The 16804-nt window shown below is 38.8% G+C and carries 21 protein-coding genes; 3 read left to right on the forward strand and 18 right to left on the reverse strand.

Going from position 1 to position 16804, the window contains the following annotated elements:
- Nucleotides 1–5 precede the first annotated feature (5 nt).
- The 8 genes from M3225_RS03895 to M3225_RS03930 all read right to left on the reverse strand — a co-directional run bounded on the left by M3225_RS03895 (nucleotide 6) and on the right by M3225_RS03930 (nucleotide 6886).
- A complete protein-coding gene (locus tag M3225_RS03895; protein ID WP_251391245.1) occupies nucleotides 6–1628 on the reverse strand; it encodes a cytochrome c biogenesis protein ResB in 1623 nt (540 codons plus the stop codon).
- 12 nt (nucleotides 1629–1640) lie between these two features.
- On the reverse strand, nucleotides 1641–2162 hold the full coding sequence (gene resA / locus M3225_RS03900; protein WP_251391247.1) for a thiol-disulfide oxidoreductase ResA: 522 nt from the start codon (nucleotides 2160–2162) through the stop codon (nucleotides 1641–1643).
- Nucleotides 2163–2360: 198 nt separating this feature from the next.
- The gene (locus M3225_RS03905) at nucleotides 2361–3086 is read right to left on the reverse strand and encodes a pseudouridine synthase (protein WP_251391249.1); all 726 of its coding nucleotides are present in this window, start codon (nucleotides 3084–3086) and stop codon (nucleotides 2361–2363) included.
- An 86-nt stretch (nucleotides 3087–3172) separates the two neighbouring features.
- Nucleotides 3173–3706 carry a spore maturation protein gene (locus M3225_RS03910; protein ID WP_013084923.1) on the reverse strand — a complete coding sequence of 178 codons (534 nt, stop codon included), beginning with the start codon at nucleotides 3704–3706 and terminating at the stop codon, nucleotides 3173–3175.
- Nucleotides 3703–4302 carry a nucleoside recognition domain-containing protein gene (locus tag M3225_RS03915; RefSeq protein ID WP_251391250.1) on the reverse strand — a complete coding sequence of 200 codons (600 nt, stop codon included), beginning with the start codon at nucleotides 4300–4302 and terminating at the stop codon, nucleotides 3703–3705. Before M3225_RS03915 ends, M3225_RS03910 begins: the two co-directional genes overlap by 4 nt.
- Nucleotides 4295–5443 (reverse strand): D-alanyl-D-alanine carboxypeptidase family protein, encoded by a 1149-nt coding sequence (locus M3225_RS03920; RefSeq protein WP_251391251.1) that lies wholly within the window; start codon nucleotides 5441–5443, stop codon nucleotides 4295–4297. The genes M3225_RS03915 and M3225_RS03920 overlap by 8 nt, the downstream gene beginning before the upstream one ends.
- A gap of 118 nt (nucleotides 5444–5561) precedes the next feature.
- Nucleotides 5562–6134: an SMC-Scp complex subunit ScpB gene (gene scpB, locus M3225_RS03925; RefSeq protein WP_251391252.1), complete on the reverse strand. Its 573-nt coding sequence runs from the start codon at nucleotides 6132–6134 to the stop codon at nucleotides 5562–5564.
- The gene (locus M3225_RS03930; RefSeq protein ID WP_013059060.1) at nucleotides 6131–6886 is read right to left on the reverse strand and encodes a segregation/condensation protein A; all 756 of its coding nucleotides are present in this window, start codon (nucleotides 6884–6886) and stop codon (nucleotides 6131–6133) included. The genes scpB and M3225_RS03930 overlap by 4 nt, the downstream gene beginning before the upstream one ends.
- A 198-nt stretch (nucleotides 6887–7084) precedes the next feature.
- Between M3225_RS03930 and M3225_RS03935 the strand changes: the two genes are divergently transcribed.
- Together M3225_RS03935 and M3225_RS03940 are read left to right on the forward strand one after the other, a co-directional pair.
- On the forward strand, nucleotides 7085–7183 hold the full coding sequence (locus M3225_RS03935) for a YjcZ family sporulation protein (RefSeq protein WP_170836726.1): 99 nt from the start codon (nucleotides 7085–7087) through the stop codon (nucleotides 7181–7183).
- 131 nt (nucleotides 7184–7314) lie between these two features.
- Entirely contained in the window at nucleotides 7315–7836 is a 522-nt protein-coding gene (locus tag M3225_RS03940) for a DUF309 domain-containing protein (protein WP_251391253.1), read from the forward strand.
- A gap of 75 nt (nucleotides 7837–7911) precedes the next feature.
- On the opposite strand, the gene M3225_RS03945 is transcribed toward M3225_RS03940, so the two are convergent.
- Complete coding sequence (locus tag M3225_RS03945; RefSeq protein ID WP_013059063.1) at nucleotides 7912–8265, reverse strand: GNAT family N-acetyltransferase; 354 nt, start codon at nucleotides 8263–8265, stop codon at nucleotides 7912–7914.
- 244 nt (nucleotides 8266–8509) lie between these two features.
- Nucleotides 8510–8944: a peptidylprolyl isomerase gene (locus M3225_RS03950; RefSeq protein ID WP_013059064.1), complete on the reverse strand. Its 435-nt coding sequence runs from the start codon at nucleotides 8942–8944 to the stop codon at nucleotides 8510–8512.
- Nucleotides 8945–9332: 388 nt separating this feature from the next.
- Here M3225_RS03950 and M3225_RS03955 point away from each other — a divergent pair, with 388 nt between their 5' ends.
- Nucleotides 9333–10208: a DUF1002 domain-containing protein gene (locus tag M3225_RS03955; protein WP_251391254.1), complete on the forward strand. Its 876-nt coding sequence runs from the start codon at nucleotides 9333–9335 to the stop codon at nucleotides 10206–10208.
- 50 nt (nucleotides 10209–10258) lie between these two features.
- On the opposite strand, the gene lysA is transcribed toward M3225_RS03955, so the two are convergent.
- From lysA to M3225_RS03995, 8 genes are all read right to left on the reverse strand, one after another.
- Nucleotides 10259–11578, reverse strand: a complete 1320-nt coding sequence (gene lysA, locus M3225_RS03960; RefSeq protein WP_251391256.1) for a diaminopimelate decarboxylase — start codon at nucleotides 11576–11578, stop codon at nucleotides 10259–10261.
- Nucleotides 11579–11716: 138 nt separating this feature from the next.
- Entirely contained in the window at nucleotides 11717–13198 is a 1482-nt protein-coding gene (locus tag M3225_RS03965) for a spore germination protein (protein ID WP_116372417.1), read from the reverse strand.
- Nucleotides 13191–13757, reverse strand: coding sequence for a stage V sporulation protein AE (locus M3225_RS03970; RefSeq protein ID WP_285885223.1), 567 nt, complete (start codon nucleotides 13755–13757; stop codon nucleotides 13191–13193). Before M3225_RS03970 ends, M3225_RS03965 begins: the two co-directional genes overlap by 8 nt.
- 6 nt (nucleotides 13758–13763) lie before the next feature.
- Nucleotides 13764–14114: a stage V sporulation protein AE gene (spoVAE, locus tag M3225_RS03975; protein ID WP_016765503.1), complete on the reverse strand. Its 351-nt coding sequence runs from the start codon at nucleotides 14112–14114 to the stop codon at nucleotides 13764–13766.
- A gap of 3 nt (nucleotides 14115–14117) precedes the next feature.
- Complete coding sequence (spoVAD, locus tag M3225_RS03980; protein WP_116073541.1) at nucleotides 14118–15131, reverse strand: stage V sporulation protein AD; 1014 nt, start codon at nucleotides 15129–15131, stop codon at nucleotides 14118–14120.
- Nucleotides 15132–15144: 13 nt separating this feature from the next.
- Nucleotides 15145–15606: a stage V sporulation protein AC gene (spoVAC, locus tag M3225_RS03985; RefSeq protein ID WP_057233558.1), complete on the reverse strand. Its 462-nt coding sequence runs from the start codon at nucleotides 15604–15606 to the stop codon at nucleotides 15145–15147.
- A gap of 18 nt (nucleotides 15607–15624) precedes the next feature.
- On the reverse strand, nucleotides 15625–16047 hold the full coding sequence (locus M3225_RS03990; protein WP_014458301.1) for a stage V sporulation protein AB: 423 nt from the start codon (nucleotides 16045–16047) through the stop codon (nucleotides 15625–15627).
- Nucleotides 16037–16657, reverse strand: coding sequence for a stage V sporulation protein AA (locus M3225_RS03995; protein ID WP_014458300.1), 621 nt, complete (start codon nucleotides 16655–16657; stop codon nucleotides 16037–16039). The genes M3225_RS03990 and M3225_RS03995 overlap by 11 nt, the downstream gene beginning before the upstream one ends.
- Between the last annotated feature and the right edge of the window lie 147 nt (nucleotides 16658–16804).

The following is a 16804-nucleotide window of genomic DNA, read 5'->3' on the forward strand; positions in this document are numbered from 1 at the left end:
TCCTCCTATTTCGTTTCTTTATCATTTTGGTCCTTAAGCTGTGTAAGGGATGTTGATTCTAACAAACCATTTAATTCTTTTTTAAGACCATACCAGTTTTTATTTGTATGTGCGGCTAACCATATCTCACTATTGACTTTTTGAATCCACATGCGACGATGATTCCAATACATCCCTTGAATCACACCAATCATAAAGATTGCTCCGCCAATTCCTAAAAACCAAAGTGTATAGTCTCTGCGAACGGTTAATCCCGTTACATTTTTCGTTTCCACACCAGCAAAGGTCATTTTATAATCGTTGTTTCCTAGCGGCTCCAAGTTTTCTCTAATTCCAACAAAAGCAACTTCGCCTTTTTTATGCTGAGGCGTAATCATTTTAAATACAAAAGCTGGATTGTTAGGCACTCTTGTCTTTGTATTTGGATTTCCTTCATCATCGAAGAAAAAGTCTGGAAAGTAACTCATGAGCTTGACTTTATATCCGTCTTTTAGATCATATGTTTCTTTGGGATTATGTAAATCTACTGTAAGTGAACCAACGTTTTTATTTGCATTTTTATCTGTTAAATGGAAAGACATAGAGCTGAACTCATTTAATTTGAAGTCCACTTGGTACATGGCATACCCTTCAAACTTAAGCGGCTGATTCACACGAATCTCTGAATCTTTTATTTTCTTTAACTTTGGATCTGCTCCTGGTATAAGCTTTCCTTCGCGCTTATACAGACTAACATCCGCTTCATATTTTTTGGCTACTTTATTATTCCCTGCACGATCAATTGCTTCTTGAAACACGGCGCTTTCACTATCTTTATCATATGTTTCAACAGTAAAACGATGGTTTTTCAAAAAATACTCTCCGTTCGTCCCAGGAATAACTTTTGTTTCACCTTCACGAATCCAAAGAACTTCATCTATATACATGCCTGGTACAAATCTAAGCATAGCACCTAGTAAAAAGATAATGAGACCGATATGATTAACGTATGGACCCCATCTTGAGAAACGTCCTTTTTCAGCCAGCAGATTGCCGTTTTCTTCACGAATAGAGTATCTTCTTTTTTTAAGCATGCTTTTTACATGTTCATAATCTTGATCCGTCCACGATGACGTAGTGCTATATAAACGCTGTCTTTTTAAGAAGTTTGGATGTTTTGTTACACTCTGCTTTTTTAGAGCTCGATACAAAGGCACTACTCGATCTAAACTACAAATGACTAACGACATTCCTAAAGCAGCAATTAAAAGCAAGTACCACCACGATTCATAGAGATGATGAAAACCTAACTTATAATAAAGCTCTCCTGTCCATCCATATTCCTTTTGGTAATACTCATTTGCTGTCACATTAGGAGGTATGTAAGCTTCTTGAGGATAAATGGTTCCGACTGCAGACGCAACAAGCGTCACAATAATGATCCAAATACCTACCTTTACAGAAGAGAAAAAATTCCATATTTTATCGATAACTGTTTTATTGTACGTTTGCGATCGCCTTGCGCTTCCTTCATAACGCATATCTACTAATTTTTCAGTTATTTCTTCTGCAATTGGCTTACCACAGGCTTCACACAAAATCGTACCATGCGGGTTAACGTGTCCACATTCACATTTTACGTGTTTCATTGTCAACACTCCCTATGGTTTAATTCGTTCCATATATTCTTTTATTTTAGATTCTTCCAATCCCCCAATAAAGCTGTCTACAATCTTTCCGTTTTTATCAATTAAAAATGTAGTGGGAAGAGGATCTATCCCGTACGCACCCAAAACTTGTGAATCTTTATCCATCAAAATTGGAAAGGATAGCCCATACTGTTTAGCAAACTGCTCTACTGCTATATTCGTTTCTCCAACATTAACAGCTAAAATTTCAACACCTTGCTTTTTATATGTTGCATACTGCTTTTCCATAGCCGGCATCTCTTGTTTACAGGGCTTGCACCATGTTCCCCAAAAATTCAAAAAAACGCCTTTACCTTTGTAATCTGATAGCTGATGAGTTTCTCCATTAACATCTCTTAATATAAAGTCAGGTGCCTCATCTCCTACTGATACCTTTTGTTTATCAGCAAAAAATTGGGCATAAAGGGTATATCCAACCGCGCACAGTAAAACTGCTAATATAACTGTTCGAATAATCAAGCGCTTTTTTTTCATGGCACGAACTCCTTTTAACCGCTTTCAATACGCTTTTTTTCTACCATTATATCATTTTTTTGGTAGTGGCTTTCCAATAATATTTCGACGTTTCTGTGAAGTCTTCCTCTCATTCTACAAGTTCGACATTTTTTCAAAAAACCTTGCTTGATTTTCTAATTCACGACATTTTTCATAAAAAAAACAGGTAAGTGAAAATTACTTACCTGTTTGAGACATTGAATATAATTGTTTGACTTCATGCGCTGTAAGCTCACGTGCTTCTCCTGCATTTAATCCGCGTAAATCTAAAGGTCCGTAACGCTCACGTTTTAACTTTAATACAGAATGTCCGATTGCATCGAACATGCGACGCACTTGACGATTTTTCCCTTCGTGAATAGTCAATTCTACAATCGCCGTCTGCTTGCTTTTATCAATGGAAAGGACTTTTGCACGAGCTGGTGCTGTTTTTCCATCCTCAAGCATCACCCCGCGCTGCAGCTGTCTGATTTTTTCACGACTTGGAATTCCTTTAATTTTAGCCACATACACTTTGTCCACTTCAAATTTCGGGTGCATTAGCTGATTGGCAAATTCACCATCGTTTGTTAAAAGAAGTAAACCCGACGTATCATAGTCCAGACGTCCAATCGGGTAAATTCTTTCTTCTACATGTGGAAAGAAATCAACGACTGTTTTTCTCCCCTTGTCGTCGTTAGCAGCTGAAATCACGCCTCTTGGTTTATATAACATAAAATAAACGGGCGCTTCGCTTTCTACCGGCACTTCGTCTACTTCAATTTTATCGTTAGGACCTACTTTCGTGCCCAATTCTTTTACAACTTTTCCATTTACTTTCACTCGGCCTTGGCCGATTAATTCTTCAGCTTTACGTCTTGATGCTACACCTGCGTGAGCAATCACTTTTTGTAATCGTTCCATTAACACTTCACCTCTTGTAACATCTTACTTGTTTACGAAGTAATACACAAGTCTATTTGCCACACAGAGGTAGAATTTTCGATTTCCTACCGGCCAAACACAAGGATTACGATGACAACTGATGCAATAATCCCTACCAAATCTGCCAGTAAACCGACCTTCAACGCATCTCCCATTTTTTTAATGCCAACCGCTCCGAAATAAACCGTTAAAATATAAAACGTGGTATCTGTACTTCCCTGCATGGTCGATGCCAAACGACCAATAAAAGAATCAGGTCCGTATGTAGAAATTAGATCCGTCGTGATACCAAGAGCGGCCGTTCCAGATATCGGTTTGATAAGAGCTAAAGGTACAATTTCAGCCGGAACGCCAACTGCTTGCAGCATCGGTTTTAGAACAGATAAGAAAAAATCAAGTGCTCCTGAGGCTCGAAAAATAGAGATGCTCACTAACATGCCGACTAAGTAAGGAATGATGGAAAAAGCAATTTGTAAACCGTCTTTCCCTCCCTCTACAAACTTTTCATACGTAGGAATTTTTTTGTAGGTTCCGTAAAGTAAAATACATCCTACGATAAGAGGAATAAACATCAATGATACTTGATTAAGCATAGTCATTTTCGTTTTCCTCCTTTTCGTGTACGTCGATAATAAAAGAAGCGATCAATGATGATAGCTCCTATCGTAGCTACAACAGTTGCTAAAAGTGTTGTACCCACAATTTCAGTAGGATTAGCCGAGTTATACGTAATCCGAATCGCAATAACTGTGGTCGGTATAAGCGTTAAACTGGTTGTGTTAAGTGCTAAAAGTGTGATCATAGAACGGCTTGCTTCGTCTCTGTCGCCGTTCAGCTTTTTAAGCTGCTCCATCGCTTTAATGCCAAGAGGAGTTGCCGCATTCCCGAGCCCAAACATATTCGCCATCATATTGGACAATATGTACCCTAAGGCCGGATGATCTTTTGGAACATCAGGGAAAAGTCTTGTAATAATGGGTCGAAATAGTTTCGCTAACTTGTCGAGAAGCCCTGCACTTTGAGCAATATTCATCATACCTAACCAAAAGACCAGCACGCTGATTAACCCAATGCTGATGGTCACCGCTTCGCCTGCTCCTTGAAAAATTGCTTTGTTTACATCACCAATTTTCCCATTTATAATCGCAAAAACAATTCCGACAATGGTCAGCAGCATCCAAATAATATTAACCATCTGTTTTTGCTCCAGACTGAATAAACATTAATCGCTTCACTCTATCAAAGAAACCTTCTTGTTGCTCGGCATGCTTTTCGAAATAAATAGGAACACTGTCAATCGTCTCTCCACTTCTATAAATATCGAGCTTTCCTACGACGTTTGGAACTTTCCCTGTTTCTTTCCACTGCTTTTTAGGCTGAATTAACGTTGTTTTCACTTCTACAGAGCTCTGTTCTTTCTTTGTGAGCGGATAAACGACATTTCGTTTAATATACAACTGATCTTTATAAAAAGAATCCTTTATATCTGTCAATTCACCTTTGGCAGCTAAACTGGTCATATCATATTTATCAAATGCATTTTCATACATGGAAATGTGATCGTTCCAATCATCTGGAGCATTAATCGTTACGGCGATTAAATCCATTCCATCTTTTGTAGCAGTTGTCACAAGCGTTCGTTTTGCTAATTTTGTATATCCTGTTTTCCCACCAGTACAATATGCATATAGTGTTGTCAGCAGTTTATTTTTGTTTTTCCACACTCGATCCCATTTCTCCTCAGGGTGCTTCATTCGATAGACTTTTGTTCCTGAAATCTCTTTAAAAATTTTATTATTCATTGCATAGCGCATTAGCAGAGCCATATCGTGCGCTGTTGAGCGATGATTTTCATGATCGTCTAATCCATGCGGATTTTGAAATGTTGTATTTGTCATGCCAATTTCTTCTGCTTTTTTATTCATCAAATAAACAAATCCGTCTTCGCTTCCTCCAACGGCTTCTGCAATAGCTACAGCAGCATCATTACCTGAACGAAGCATCAAGCCATATACTAAATCTTTTAATTTTATTTTTTCACCTTCAACTAAATATACAGAAGAACCTTCAACGCCAACTGCGTTGTGGCTAACGGTAACTGTTTTATTTATTTTGCCAGATTCAATCGCCAGTATTGCTGTCATAATTTTTGTGATGCTAGCAATTCGGCTAACTTGATCTGCATTTTTAGCATATAACACTCTCCCTGATTTCTGTTCCATCAAAATAGCACTATGAGCACTTACGCTCCCCGCTGCAGATGATATGGAAGGCCAACCGCTGAGACATAGCAATACAATAAATAGATAGATGATACTTTTTTTGCTTCTTTTCATGTCATCCCCGTCCCTCTACCTGTTTGTACAAGTTTATGCTCGTCTTTTTTGGTTATGAATGAAAAGATTTGTCCATACAAAAAAGGACATAGAAAAAACTCTATGTCCTTTTACGTTTTTACTTCATTTCTTGAAACGATTGAAAAAACAAATCTGCTTCTTGATCGGTTCCTTCTTGTAATAAATCTTCTGGAAGCGGCGGCAGCTCTTCGATACTTTTAAGGCCAAAATAGCCTAGAAATTCTTTTGTGGTTCCGTATAGGATGGCCCGCCCTGCGCCTTCCGCTCGTCCCACTTCTTTTAATAGAACCTTTCCAATTAAAGTTTGAAGAGGTCTTTCCGTTTTCACTCCGCGAATCTCTTCGATTTCAGCTCTTGTAATGGGCTGCTTATACGCTACAATAGCTAATGTTTCAAGCGCTGCTTGTGATAATGATTGATTAGCCGGAGCTTCTACGAGCTTCTCAATATATGGTGCATACTCTTTTTTTGTGACAAGCTGGTAGGCCCCTCCTATTTCAACAAGTGTAACTCCTCTGAACTTACACTCTTGTTCTAAGCCCTCCAAAGCACCTTGAATTTCTTCATGAGGCTTTTCTATAATCTCAGCTAACCGACTAATCGATAGACCTTCATCACCAGAAACAAAAAGTAAGCTCTCAATAATAGCCTGTAGATTATTCGTTGTCATTCCTCTTCATTCCTTTCTCGATACGATACATAAAGCTCGTCTAGATTGTGCTGCTGCTCTACAACGATTTCATTTTCTTTCATTAGTTCCAGCACAGCTAAAAACGTTACAACAATATGATCACGCTCTTGATAAGGAAACAGCTGATAAAAACTTTTTTTCCCTTTAAAGGCTTTTAATTCATTAACAATCTCACTCATGCGCTTGTCAATTGGAATATCTTGTCTTGCTATTTTCGTCTGCATAGGCTTTTTGTTTTGCTTTCGTTTCATCAACTTTTGAAAAGCACTTAGCATATCGTACAGCGATATATCCAACCCTTCATCCTGAGGCTGCGTACGTTCTTCTGCATTTATTTGCACATTACTTGGAGGTTTTGTATACACATGACTTTGGTCTTCTTCCAGCTTTTGAAGCTCTACTGCAGCTTCTTTAAACTTTCGATATTCAATTAAGCGCTGCATCAATTCTTCACGCGGATCTTCTTCATCAACCATTTCAATCTCATCCATATCTTCTTCATACGTAGGCAGAAGCATTTTACTTTTAATTTGAAGCAAAGTTGCTGCCATGACTAGATACTCACTGGCAACGTCTAGCTGAAGCTCATTCATTGTATGTATAAACATCATATATTGCTCAGTAATTGTCGCTACTGGGATATCGTAAATATCAATTTCAAATCGATTAATCAAATGCAGAAGAAGATCTAAAGGTCCTTCAAACGCATCTACTTTTACACTATACTCCACTTTTATCTCACCAACACTTTTCAATTGCTTGTCATTTCTGCTGCTTTACATAACGTTACTATCATTAGTATAGAGGATTATAGACACATGTCCAATACAAATTAACGTAAAAATAGGTCATTTGCCCATACAAAAAGTTTAAACATACATATGATGTCAAGGTAATAACATTTTGAAATGACTGAAGGAGGAACTCGCATGGGTGAAAAATCTTGTGGATACGGTAGCGGTTTCGCTTTAATTGTTGTACTGTTTATTTTATTAATTATTGTTGGTTGTTCTTGCTTACGCTTCTAACCACACATATTGAATAAAAACAAACGTGTTCGCCATACCTTGAGCACGTTTGTCTCTTTAAAGCACCGCGCTGATGAATAGCTAATTTTTGTGATACACTACATATAGAGTCTTACCAGGAGGGAACAAGATTGTATTCACAAGCCTATATTGATTATTTAGTTCATTTTCATGGCGACCGGGATTACTTTGAATGTCATGAACTGCTAGAAGAACACTGGAAAAAAGACGAAAGAGGACACCGCAGTATTATTTGGGTTGGCCTTATTCAAATTGCTGTTTCACTCTATCATCATCGACGCCAAAATTTCGCCGGAGCCAAAAGAACGATGCAAAAGGCGCTGGCAATTTTAACGAAAGAAGAAGAAAATATTGCACAGCTTGGACTTAATTATCCTTCACTGCTTAAACTTCTTCGCAAACAATTAGCTTTAATCGATACCTATCAGCCATATAAAAGTATTAACTTGCCCATTGAAGATCCCGCATTGTTACGAGCTTGCAAACAAAGAAGCACTGACAAACAGCTTGTCTGGTTATCAGCTTCTAATCTGCAAAATGATGCAATTGTTCATCGTCACAGCACGCGAGATCGCTCAGATGTGATTGCGGAAAGACAAGCGAACTTATTGGCAAAACAAAACAACAGGTAGCCAGAAGCTACCTGTTGTTTTGTGATGACTAAAATGTGAAAGAAGCTTTCGCCCCTCAACTAATCATACTTTTCTTTATTCATCCGCCTGACACTTTTCATAAAACGGAGCGATGATTTCACTCGGCTTAATTTGTGCAGTCGTATACATTTCTTTAAGAGCTTTAATCATTTTTTTGCCAATGCCCTGTTGGCGGTGTGAAGGGTTTACACTGACGTGTTGAACCTCAATCAAACTTTTATCGAGCATGGAAATGCCAACAATCCCAATAATATCTTCTTCTTGCTTCCAAAGATACAGCTGCCAATGTTCGTTTTGCTCATATTCTTTCATCGTTTGTTGAAGTTTTTTTAAATCTTTTTCCGTAGGTACAAACGATAGAAGACCCATGGCAATTTTTTCATAGTTTCGTTTATAGCGAATAAGCATACGATTCTCCCTCGTCCTCAAACTTTCCTACAAATTAATGCGCTGCGTTTTTTACTGCTTTTATCATACAAAATTTATAAGTAAATAGCAATATTACACAAAAGCTTGTCCTATGTCATGCGTGTATGAGAAACCTAATCTATTACGCTTTTTGAGCTGTTGCTCGAAGAAAAAACGCCGTAACCCCCTGTAAAAGGTTGTTATGACGTTTTATTAGTTGATATCCATTTATAGCAGTATGCTCTTATTCTTCCCAGACTTTTACTTCTTTCATTACGTCGCCATTTTTCATTTTTAACACTGTATCAAGTCCTTCTGTTACTTTTCCAAATACAGTGTGAACACCGTTTAAATGAGGCTGTGGCTCATGAACAAGAAAGAACTGACTGCCGCCTGTGTCTTTACCAGCATGCGCCATTGATAGAGAACCCGCTTCGTGTTTGTGAGGATTTCCTTCTGTTTCACATTTAATTGAATAACCAGGGCCGCCAGCACCTGTACCTGTTGGGTCGCCTCCTTGAGAAACAAATCCAGGAATAACGCGGTGGAACGTTACGCCATTGTAGAATCCTTCATTGGCTAACTTTTCAAAGTTTTCTACTGTTCCTGGTGCTTCGTTCGGAAATAAATCGATTAGAATTTTTTCGCCATTTTCCATTAGAATACTTGCTTTTTTCATATAAATGACCTCCAATATATGTATTAGTACCGCTATAGGCTCTATTTCCCCCGTCAAAGCGGCAAAACGTAAAAGTTGTAAATGCCACCTAGGGTAGAACCTTTACAACTATAAACTCACTCTATTCTACTACAAACAAGCTCATGAATTCAATGAATGCACTTTTTCACTTTCTTCTCGTAGGGCTCTAAATAAAAAATAGTAGTTGTGAGATGGAACTTTTTATAGTATCATCCGTCTAATACAGTAATGGAGATACATAGATTTCATTTCATTTAGAAATCTACGCCTCTAGACTGATTTATGGGAAAATGATGAATTGACTCTGTTACTTCAGACCTGCCCGTATTATAATAGGGCAAGTATGGGATTAAAGGAGGAAAAAGGTTTGAAATTAACGATAAAAGCAATGGTGGTGGCATTAGGTCTTCTTCTATTCCTAACCGCACCCTTAAAAAGTTTTGCAGATGCTGCTCCAGGCGATGTTATTATTACATTAGGTCAGGACTTAACCAGCTCTCAGAAGCAACAGGTATTAAATGACCTTGATGCACCAAGCAATGCTCAAACAGTAACCGTGACAAACCAAGAAGAGCATGAATATTTAGGTGACTTTATTCCAAAGGCTACTATTGGATCTCGTGCTATTTCATCTTCTAGTATTACACTTGGCTCAAAAGATTCTGGTTTAAGCGTATCAACTCAAAATATTAATGGTATTACAGACGACATGTATATTAATGCTTTGATGACCGCAGGCGTTAAAGATGCAAAAATCCAGATTACCGCTCCATTTGAAGTATCTGGTACAGCTGCTTTAACAGGTATTATGAAAGCATATGAAGTTCAAACAGATCAAAAAATCCCAGAAGAAGTAAAAAAAGCAGCCAACGAAGAGATGGTCCAAACATCTGAACTTGGTGAAAAAATCGGTAAAGAAAAAGCAGCGCAGTTTATGGCAACGATTAAAGAAGAAATTGCCAAAGAAAATCCTCAAACAAAGGATGATTTACGCACGTTAATTCAGCGAGTGGCTGATGATTTAGGTATTAAATTAACAGATTCAGAGCTTAATACACTTGTTGACTTTTTCAATCGTTTAAAAGATATGAACATCGATTGGAATCAAGTAAAAGACCAACTTTCTGCGACAAAGGAAAAAGTAACAACATTTCTTCAGTCAGAAGAAGGCCAATCATTTCTTGATAAACTAAAGCAATTCTTTGTTGATATTATTGATGCTATTAAATCGTTATTCTCATAAAAAAGAAGAGCCTCTTGAACAAGAGGCTCTTTTTTTACGTTAATCACTCGTTACTTTTTTACCGTCACTTTGTATTTCACGTCATTTTTTACAATGTCTTCATATGTTTCGCGTTTTACCACTAGCTGTGCTTCTCCATCTTCTACAAACACGACAGCTGGTTTTGGCAAACGGTTATAGTGGCTTGCCATAGAATAACCGTAAGCGCCTGTACAAAACATCGCTAATAAATCATCTGGGTTTGCTTTTGGAAGGTGTACATCCCACATCAGCATATCCCCCGATTCGCAGCACTTACCTGCGATGGATACGAGCTCATCACTCTCATCATTCATTCGATTGGCAATGACCGCTTCATATTTCGCTTGATACAGCGCAGGACGGATATTGTCGTTCATTCCTCCGTCAATCGCTACATATTCACGTACATTAGGTACATGTTTACGAGAACCAATTGAATACAGGGTCGTTCCAGCATCTCCTACAAGAGAGCGGCCGGGCTCAATCCAAATTTCAGGAATTTCTACTTCTAACTGTTTGGACTGCTTTTTGACCTCTTCTATAATAACTTCCACATACTGAGAAACAGGGATAGGCTGATCTTCTTCCGTATAACGAATACCAAAGCCGCCGCCTAAATTTAATACTTGCGGAACAAATTCTATACTCTGTTTCCACTCTTTCATTTTTGCAAAAAGCTTTTGAGTCGCCATAATAAATCCCGTTGTTTCAAAAATTTGCGATCCTATATGACAGTGAATACCTAAAAGTTCTAGACCCTTGCTATTTTGCACAAGACGCACAGCTTCGTCTGCTTGACCATTTTGAAGGTCAAACCCAAACTTAGAGTCTTCCTGCCCTGTCAAGATATAATCATGGGTATGAGCTTCAATTCCAGGTGTTAATCTGAGAAGAATAGGCATCTTTTTTTGACACTGTTCCGTTATTTCCTGAAGCAATGCAATTTCATAAAAATTATCAACTACAATGCATCCTACATCTTCTTTGATGGCCATTTCTAGTTCCGCCCGGCTTTTATTGTTTCCATGAAAATGAATACGTTCTTTCGGAAAGTCAGCTGCTAAAGCCGTATACAGTTCTCCTCCCGAAACAACGTCTAACGAAAGACCTTCTTCATGAACGACTTGAACCATTGCAATTGTAGAAAAAGCTTTGCTTGCATAAGCGACCTGTGCTTTTACCCCATGCTTTTCAAATGTTTCTTTAAATCCTCTAGCACGCTGCCGAATTAAAGCTACGTCATATACGTAAAGGGGTGTCCCAAAATTTGATGCTAATTCAACCGTATCAACTCCACCAATTTCAAGATGACCCTGTTTATTTATGCGACTTGTTCCGTGTAAAAACATGTTTAGACCCCGTTCCTGTGTATAGTGTAAAAAAGACAGTTAACGGCAATTCGCTGCTAACTGTCTAAACATTTATTATTTTCCATATTTAAAACAAATCTATCACATCTTCATACAGGTTTCAACCACATATTTTGTTTAAGGTTTGGCAGGCTGGCGGTCTTTATCCTGCGGATGCACAATACTAGGTCGCGGATTTGCTCCAGGAACCGGTGTGCGAATGATAATCTGCCATAAAGCCTGCGGATTAAATGGCAGAAACGGCCACAAATAAGGCGTATTCAATGATTTTAGACGCACCATGTAGAGAATGATAGCCGTTGTCGCAATAAGGAATCCTGGAGTATGAAATGCCGCAACAAAAATTAATAAAAACAATCTCAGCATCTTATTTGCCACTGCTAACTCATAGCTTGGCGTTGAAAAAGAACCAATGGACGCAATAGCTACATAAAGAATAACTTCCGGAACAAACAATCCTACATCAATGGCAATCTGTCCAATGAGTGCTGCAGCAATTAAACCCATAGCAGTAGCAAGCGGTGTCGGCGTATGAATGGCGGCCATCCTCAGGAACTCAACCCCTAGATCGGCTAAGAAAATCTGGATAACTGTCGGAATATTTGTTGCTTCGTTTGGCCCAATAAATTGCAATTTTGCCGGCAGCAGATCTGGCTCAAGTACAAATAACAGCCATAGCGGTAATAAGAAAAGAGACGCAAGAATTCCTAAAAACCGTATCCAGCGTATAAAGGTACCTACAGAAGGAGACTGCCTGTATTCTTCTGCATGCTGCACGTGATGAAACAGCGTAGTTGGTGTAATAATAACGCTTGGTGACGTATCGGTAATAATAATGACATGCCCCTCTAGTACATGGGCTGCTGCTGTATCAGGGCGTTCTGTATAGCGTACCATCGGAAAAGGGTTAATTCCTTGTTTGACTAAAAACTCTTCAATGGATTTGTCAGCCATAGGCAAACCATCTACATCGATAGCTTCCAGTTCATCTTTTATCAGTTTAACCAGTCCTGGATCAGCTACCCCCTTTATGTACCCAATCGCTACGTCCAGTTTCGAACGTTCGCCTACCTTCATAATTTCAAAACGAAATCTTCCGTCACGGATTCGTCTTCTCGTTAACGCTGTATTGATAATGATGTTTTCAGTGTATCCATCTCTTGCTCCGCGAATCACTTTCTCTGTATCCGCTTCTTCAGGCGATCTGCCGGGATACGTACGCACATCGACTTCAAAGCCAACTTCTTCACCGTCAATTAAAACGAATAACAGTCCTGATAAAACAGAAACCATTCCATCATCTAACGTTTTTAAAGGCTTTACTTGCTGATGAATAAGACGGTTTTCAACAATATCTTTTAGCTTCGCTTTTTCAACTTCATTATCATTAATTTGAACGAGCACTTTTGTAATTTCAATAATAAATGAGCTGTCGCATAATCCTGTTACATAGTAAACATGAACTTCTCGATCCAAAATAAGTAGTTTACGCACGCCCACATCAAAACTTGTGTTCATACTAGCGTTTTCTTTGAACCACTGATCGTTTTTTTGCACTTTTGAAAAAATAGCTGTTTTCTGCTCTGCTGGCTTACCCAAACGAACCGCTCCTTTCTAAAATAAGTCTTGCTGCTTTTTCAGTAATCGGACATCCAATTTCAATATCGTCCATCCTAGCCATTTTGCCGATATCCCCTATTCCTACAACTAAGGGAACATCCAGCTGATCCAAGCAGTAAACTGTATCTCCATTAATTCGGCCGACTTCTAACTCTTGAATTCCGCTTTTATCCACGCCGTAATGCGATAGTTCTCCAAAACGATCGATGGTCACATCCACTCTTGTCCATTCGCTTTGATGGGTGCGTGATGCAACGGCGATCACTCCAAGAACTTCTACTTGAGGATGCTTTGCTACGTGCAGCAAAGCAATTTCTCCTGGTCCTTCCTCTAAGAAACCGCTATCGTCGAACATCACAAAGACGGGATCATATGGTGCTTGAAGGATTAAATCTACCGTTTGACTACCTGTTAACGTAGTAGGGTTTCCATATGATCTCGAAATGCATCTGCCACCAACCGATTTAGCTACATGCTCAATTGCTTTACGTGCATATTCATCGCCATCGGTTACAATAATGACCCTTCTTTTTTTCATAATCTTTTATCCTTTCGGTTTAAAGATTAACGCGATAATAAAAGCAAATAAAATAGCTGCTGAAATTCCAGCCGAGGTAAGTTCAAAAATACCAATCCCAATCCCAATAAATCCATGGTCATCCGCTTGCTTCATCGCTCCGTGCAGCAAAGAATGACCAAAGCTTGTAATTGGAACCGTCGCTCCGGCGCCAGCAAATTCAATTAACTTATCATAAAGACCAAATCCATCTAAAATCGCTCCTGCAACTACAAACGAACTCATAACGTGCGCTGGAGTAAGCTTAGCAAGATCAAGCAGCAGCTGCCCAATAACGCAAATGATTCCTCCTACAACAAAAGCTATTACATACTCCATTGATCATCCCTCCCCAATATGTTCTAAGACGACGCCATGAGCAATTGTTGGAATTGACTCTTTTTGCTGAATCATCGTTGGACTTAAAAGAGCTCCTGTTGCCACCATAAACACTTTCTTTAAGTTTCCGGATTTTAATTCATTTAAAATATGACCATACGTGACAATAGCCGAGCAGCCGCAGCCGCTTCCTCCTGCAAATACATTTTGGTCAGGGCGATATACCATTAATCCGCAATCATTATGGTTGGTTGATATATCGTAGCCTTCGTCCTTGAGCAGCTGTTTTAAGATCGGACTTCCTACACCAGATAAATCTCCTGTTAAAATAAGATCATACTCGCTTGGAGAGACGTTTAAGTCTTCCAAATGCCTTTGAATGGTATCTGCAGCAGCTGGTGCCATAGCGGAACCCATATCGTTTGCGTTTTTAATACCATAATCCATCACCCGACCAATCGTTGCAGACGTCAGACGCACAATACCTTTTTCCTTCGAGACAAGCGCTGCCCCTGCTCCCGTAATGGTTGCCGTTGCTGTATCTGGTTTTTGTCCTCCGTACTCGGTAGGATTTCGAAATTGGCGCTCAGCCGTTGCATTATGACTGCTCGCTGATGCAATAACACGATTAGCAAATCCCGCATCCACAAGAGCTGCTCCTGTTGCCAATGTTTCCATTGATGTGGAGCAAGCGCCAAACATACATAGAAATGGAATTTGATTATGCCGAGCTACAAAATTAGCTGTTACGTTTTGATTTAATAAATCTCCAGCCAAAAACAAATCAACGTCTTCATATGATAAATTTATTTTTTGTAAGCAGGAATCAATGGACTCCGTCATCAGTCTTCTTTCAGCTAACTCCCAGTTGTCTTCTTCACAGTGCAAATCTTTATGTGTAATATCAAATGTTTCTCCTAACGGTCCATCTGCTTCTTTTGGTCCTACTGCTGTTCCTGTAGCATTAATGTAAATAGGATTTTCATAAACCCACGTTTGCTTTCCAGTTTTTCTCATAATCCCCCTCTTTTCATAGCAAATAAGTTTTAAAAAGGTAGCGAATGATTCCTACAACGTAAGCTGAAACCGTTCCAAATACAATTACGTTTCCAGCCAGCTTGAACATGTTCGTCGCAACTCCGAGAACAATTCCTTCACTTCGATGTTCAAGCGCTGCACTCGTCATGGAATTGGCAAAACCCGTAACAGGAACGGCTGAACCTGCACCTGCGAATTGACCAATACGATCGTATATCCCAAATCCGGTTAAGAGCGCAGATATTAAAATAAGGGTTGCAACGGTAGGATTACCTGCATTTTTTTCATTAAAGTCAAAAAATGCAATATAGAAATTTTGAATTGCCTGTCCTAATGTACAAATGATTCCCCCTACCAAAAAGGCTTTTAGGCAATTTGCCAAATATGAAGGCTTAGGCTGAAATGGTTTAATGCTTTCTTGATAGTTATCTTTTAATTTTTGATTATTTGCCATGTTACATACATCCTTTTCTTATTGATTAACAAAATAAATCCAATGAAATAATGATCCGCATACTTTGCCTAGTACAATGGCCATTAACAATAAAATAAGCTTGCCTTCCATTCCTATTCGCTTCGTTAACGTCGGCAATACATTAAGCACTTCTGTTAACGCTGCTGCCAGCATTCCGATAAAAATACCGCTCGTTAAACCTATGATCATAATAAGCACCGCAGGAAACTGCCACGTGTATTGATGAAGACTGCACCACCCGCCTGTAACAGCACCACCCACGACTCCCCATTCATATGCTTGAATATATTTCATGGTTTTGGTCAGCTGCATCAAACGCGGAATAATGCCCAGCACCGTTAAAAATGCTACAAACCCAGCACCTGCAGCCAGTCCTCCCGCAAGTCCAATTACAATGGTCATCACAATGTTAATGATCATCAATTTTTTTCATACTTTCTTTATTCTCGTGCATAATGACGTATTGATCTAAGTCTTGCTGGTAATTAAACATTTCGACTTCGAGAGGACTAGGCTCTTCATTAATTCGTTTTCTAAAGACGTGGTTAAAAAACAGAATCATTCCCAAGCCTAAACCGATAGAGTAAGGCACTTGAATCAGTAAAGGCTGCTTATCTCTCAGACCGGTTAGCATATAGAACAATTTTTGATGTACTTGTCTCATACTCACATCTTCGTGAAAGTTCATAATCGCTAAAGCAGCTCCGATGAAGAGAAGAAACCAAACAGCTAGAAAAAACAAAAAGGAATATTGTTTCTTTTTATACACGACTTCTACAATCGTTTGAGCGGGTCCAATCGTCTGAATGTCTAAATGCGGATACTGAGAGGCAACTTTTTCAATTACCTTCATTAAATCAACAATGATAATATTTCGATCACTCATACTTACTTGATATACAACTAGCTTTTCAATTTGCTTTTGAACGGAATCTCCTGCTATAACCATTGCTAATTGTCCAATATTTACAGCCTCATCAGGTTTTACTTGAATACGATGCCTCATTTTAAGATAAAGAACGTTTTCCATTCATATCACACCTTACGATTCATTATCTCCCTGTACGTGTAGTATGGATTTTCTTAAATTTTCTAATTCACGTTTCTGAACAGACCATTAATTACCAAATAAAAAAGCAATCCGTTTCACTATTCTTCTTTGAATAGCAAAACGGAT

The sequence above is a fragment of the Priestia aryabhattai genome (genome assembly GCF_023715685.1).
Taxonomy (GTDB): Bacteria; Bacillota; Bacilli; order Bacillales; family Bacillaceae_H; genus Priestia; species Priestia aryabhattai_B.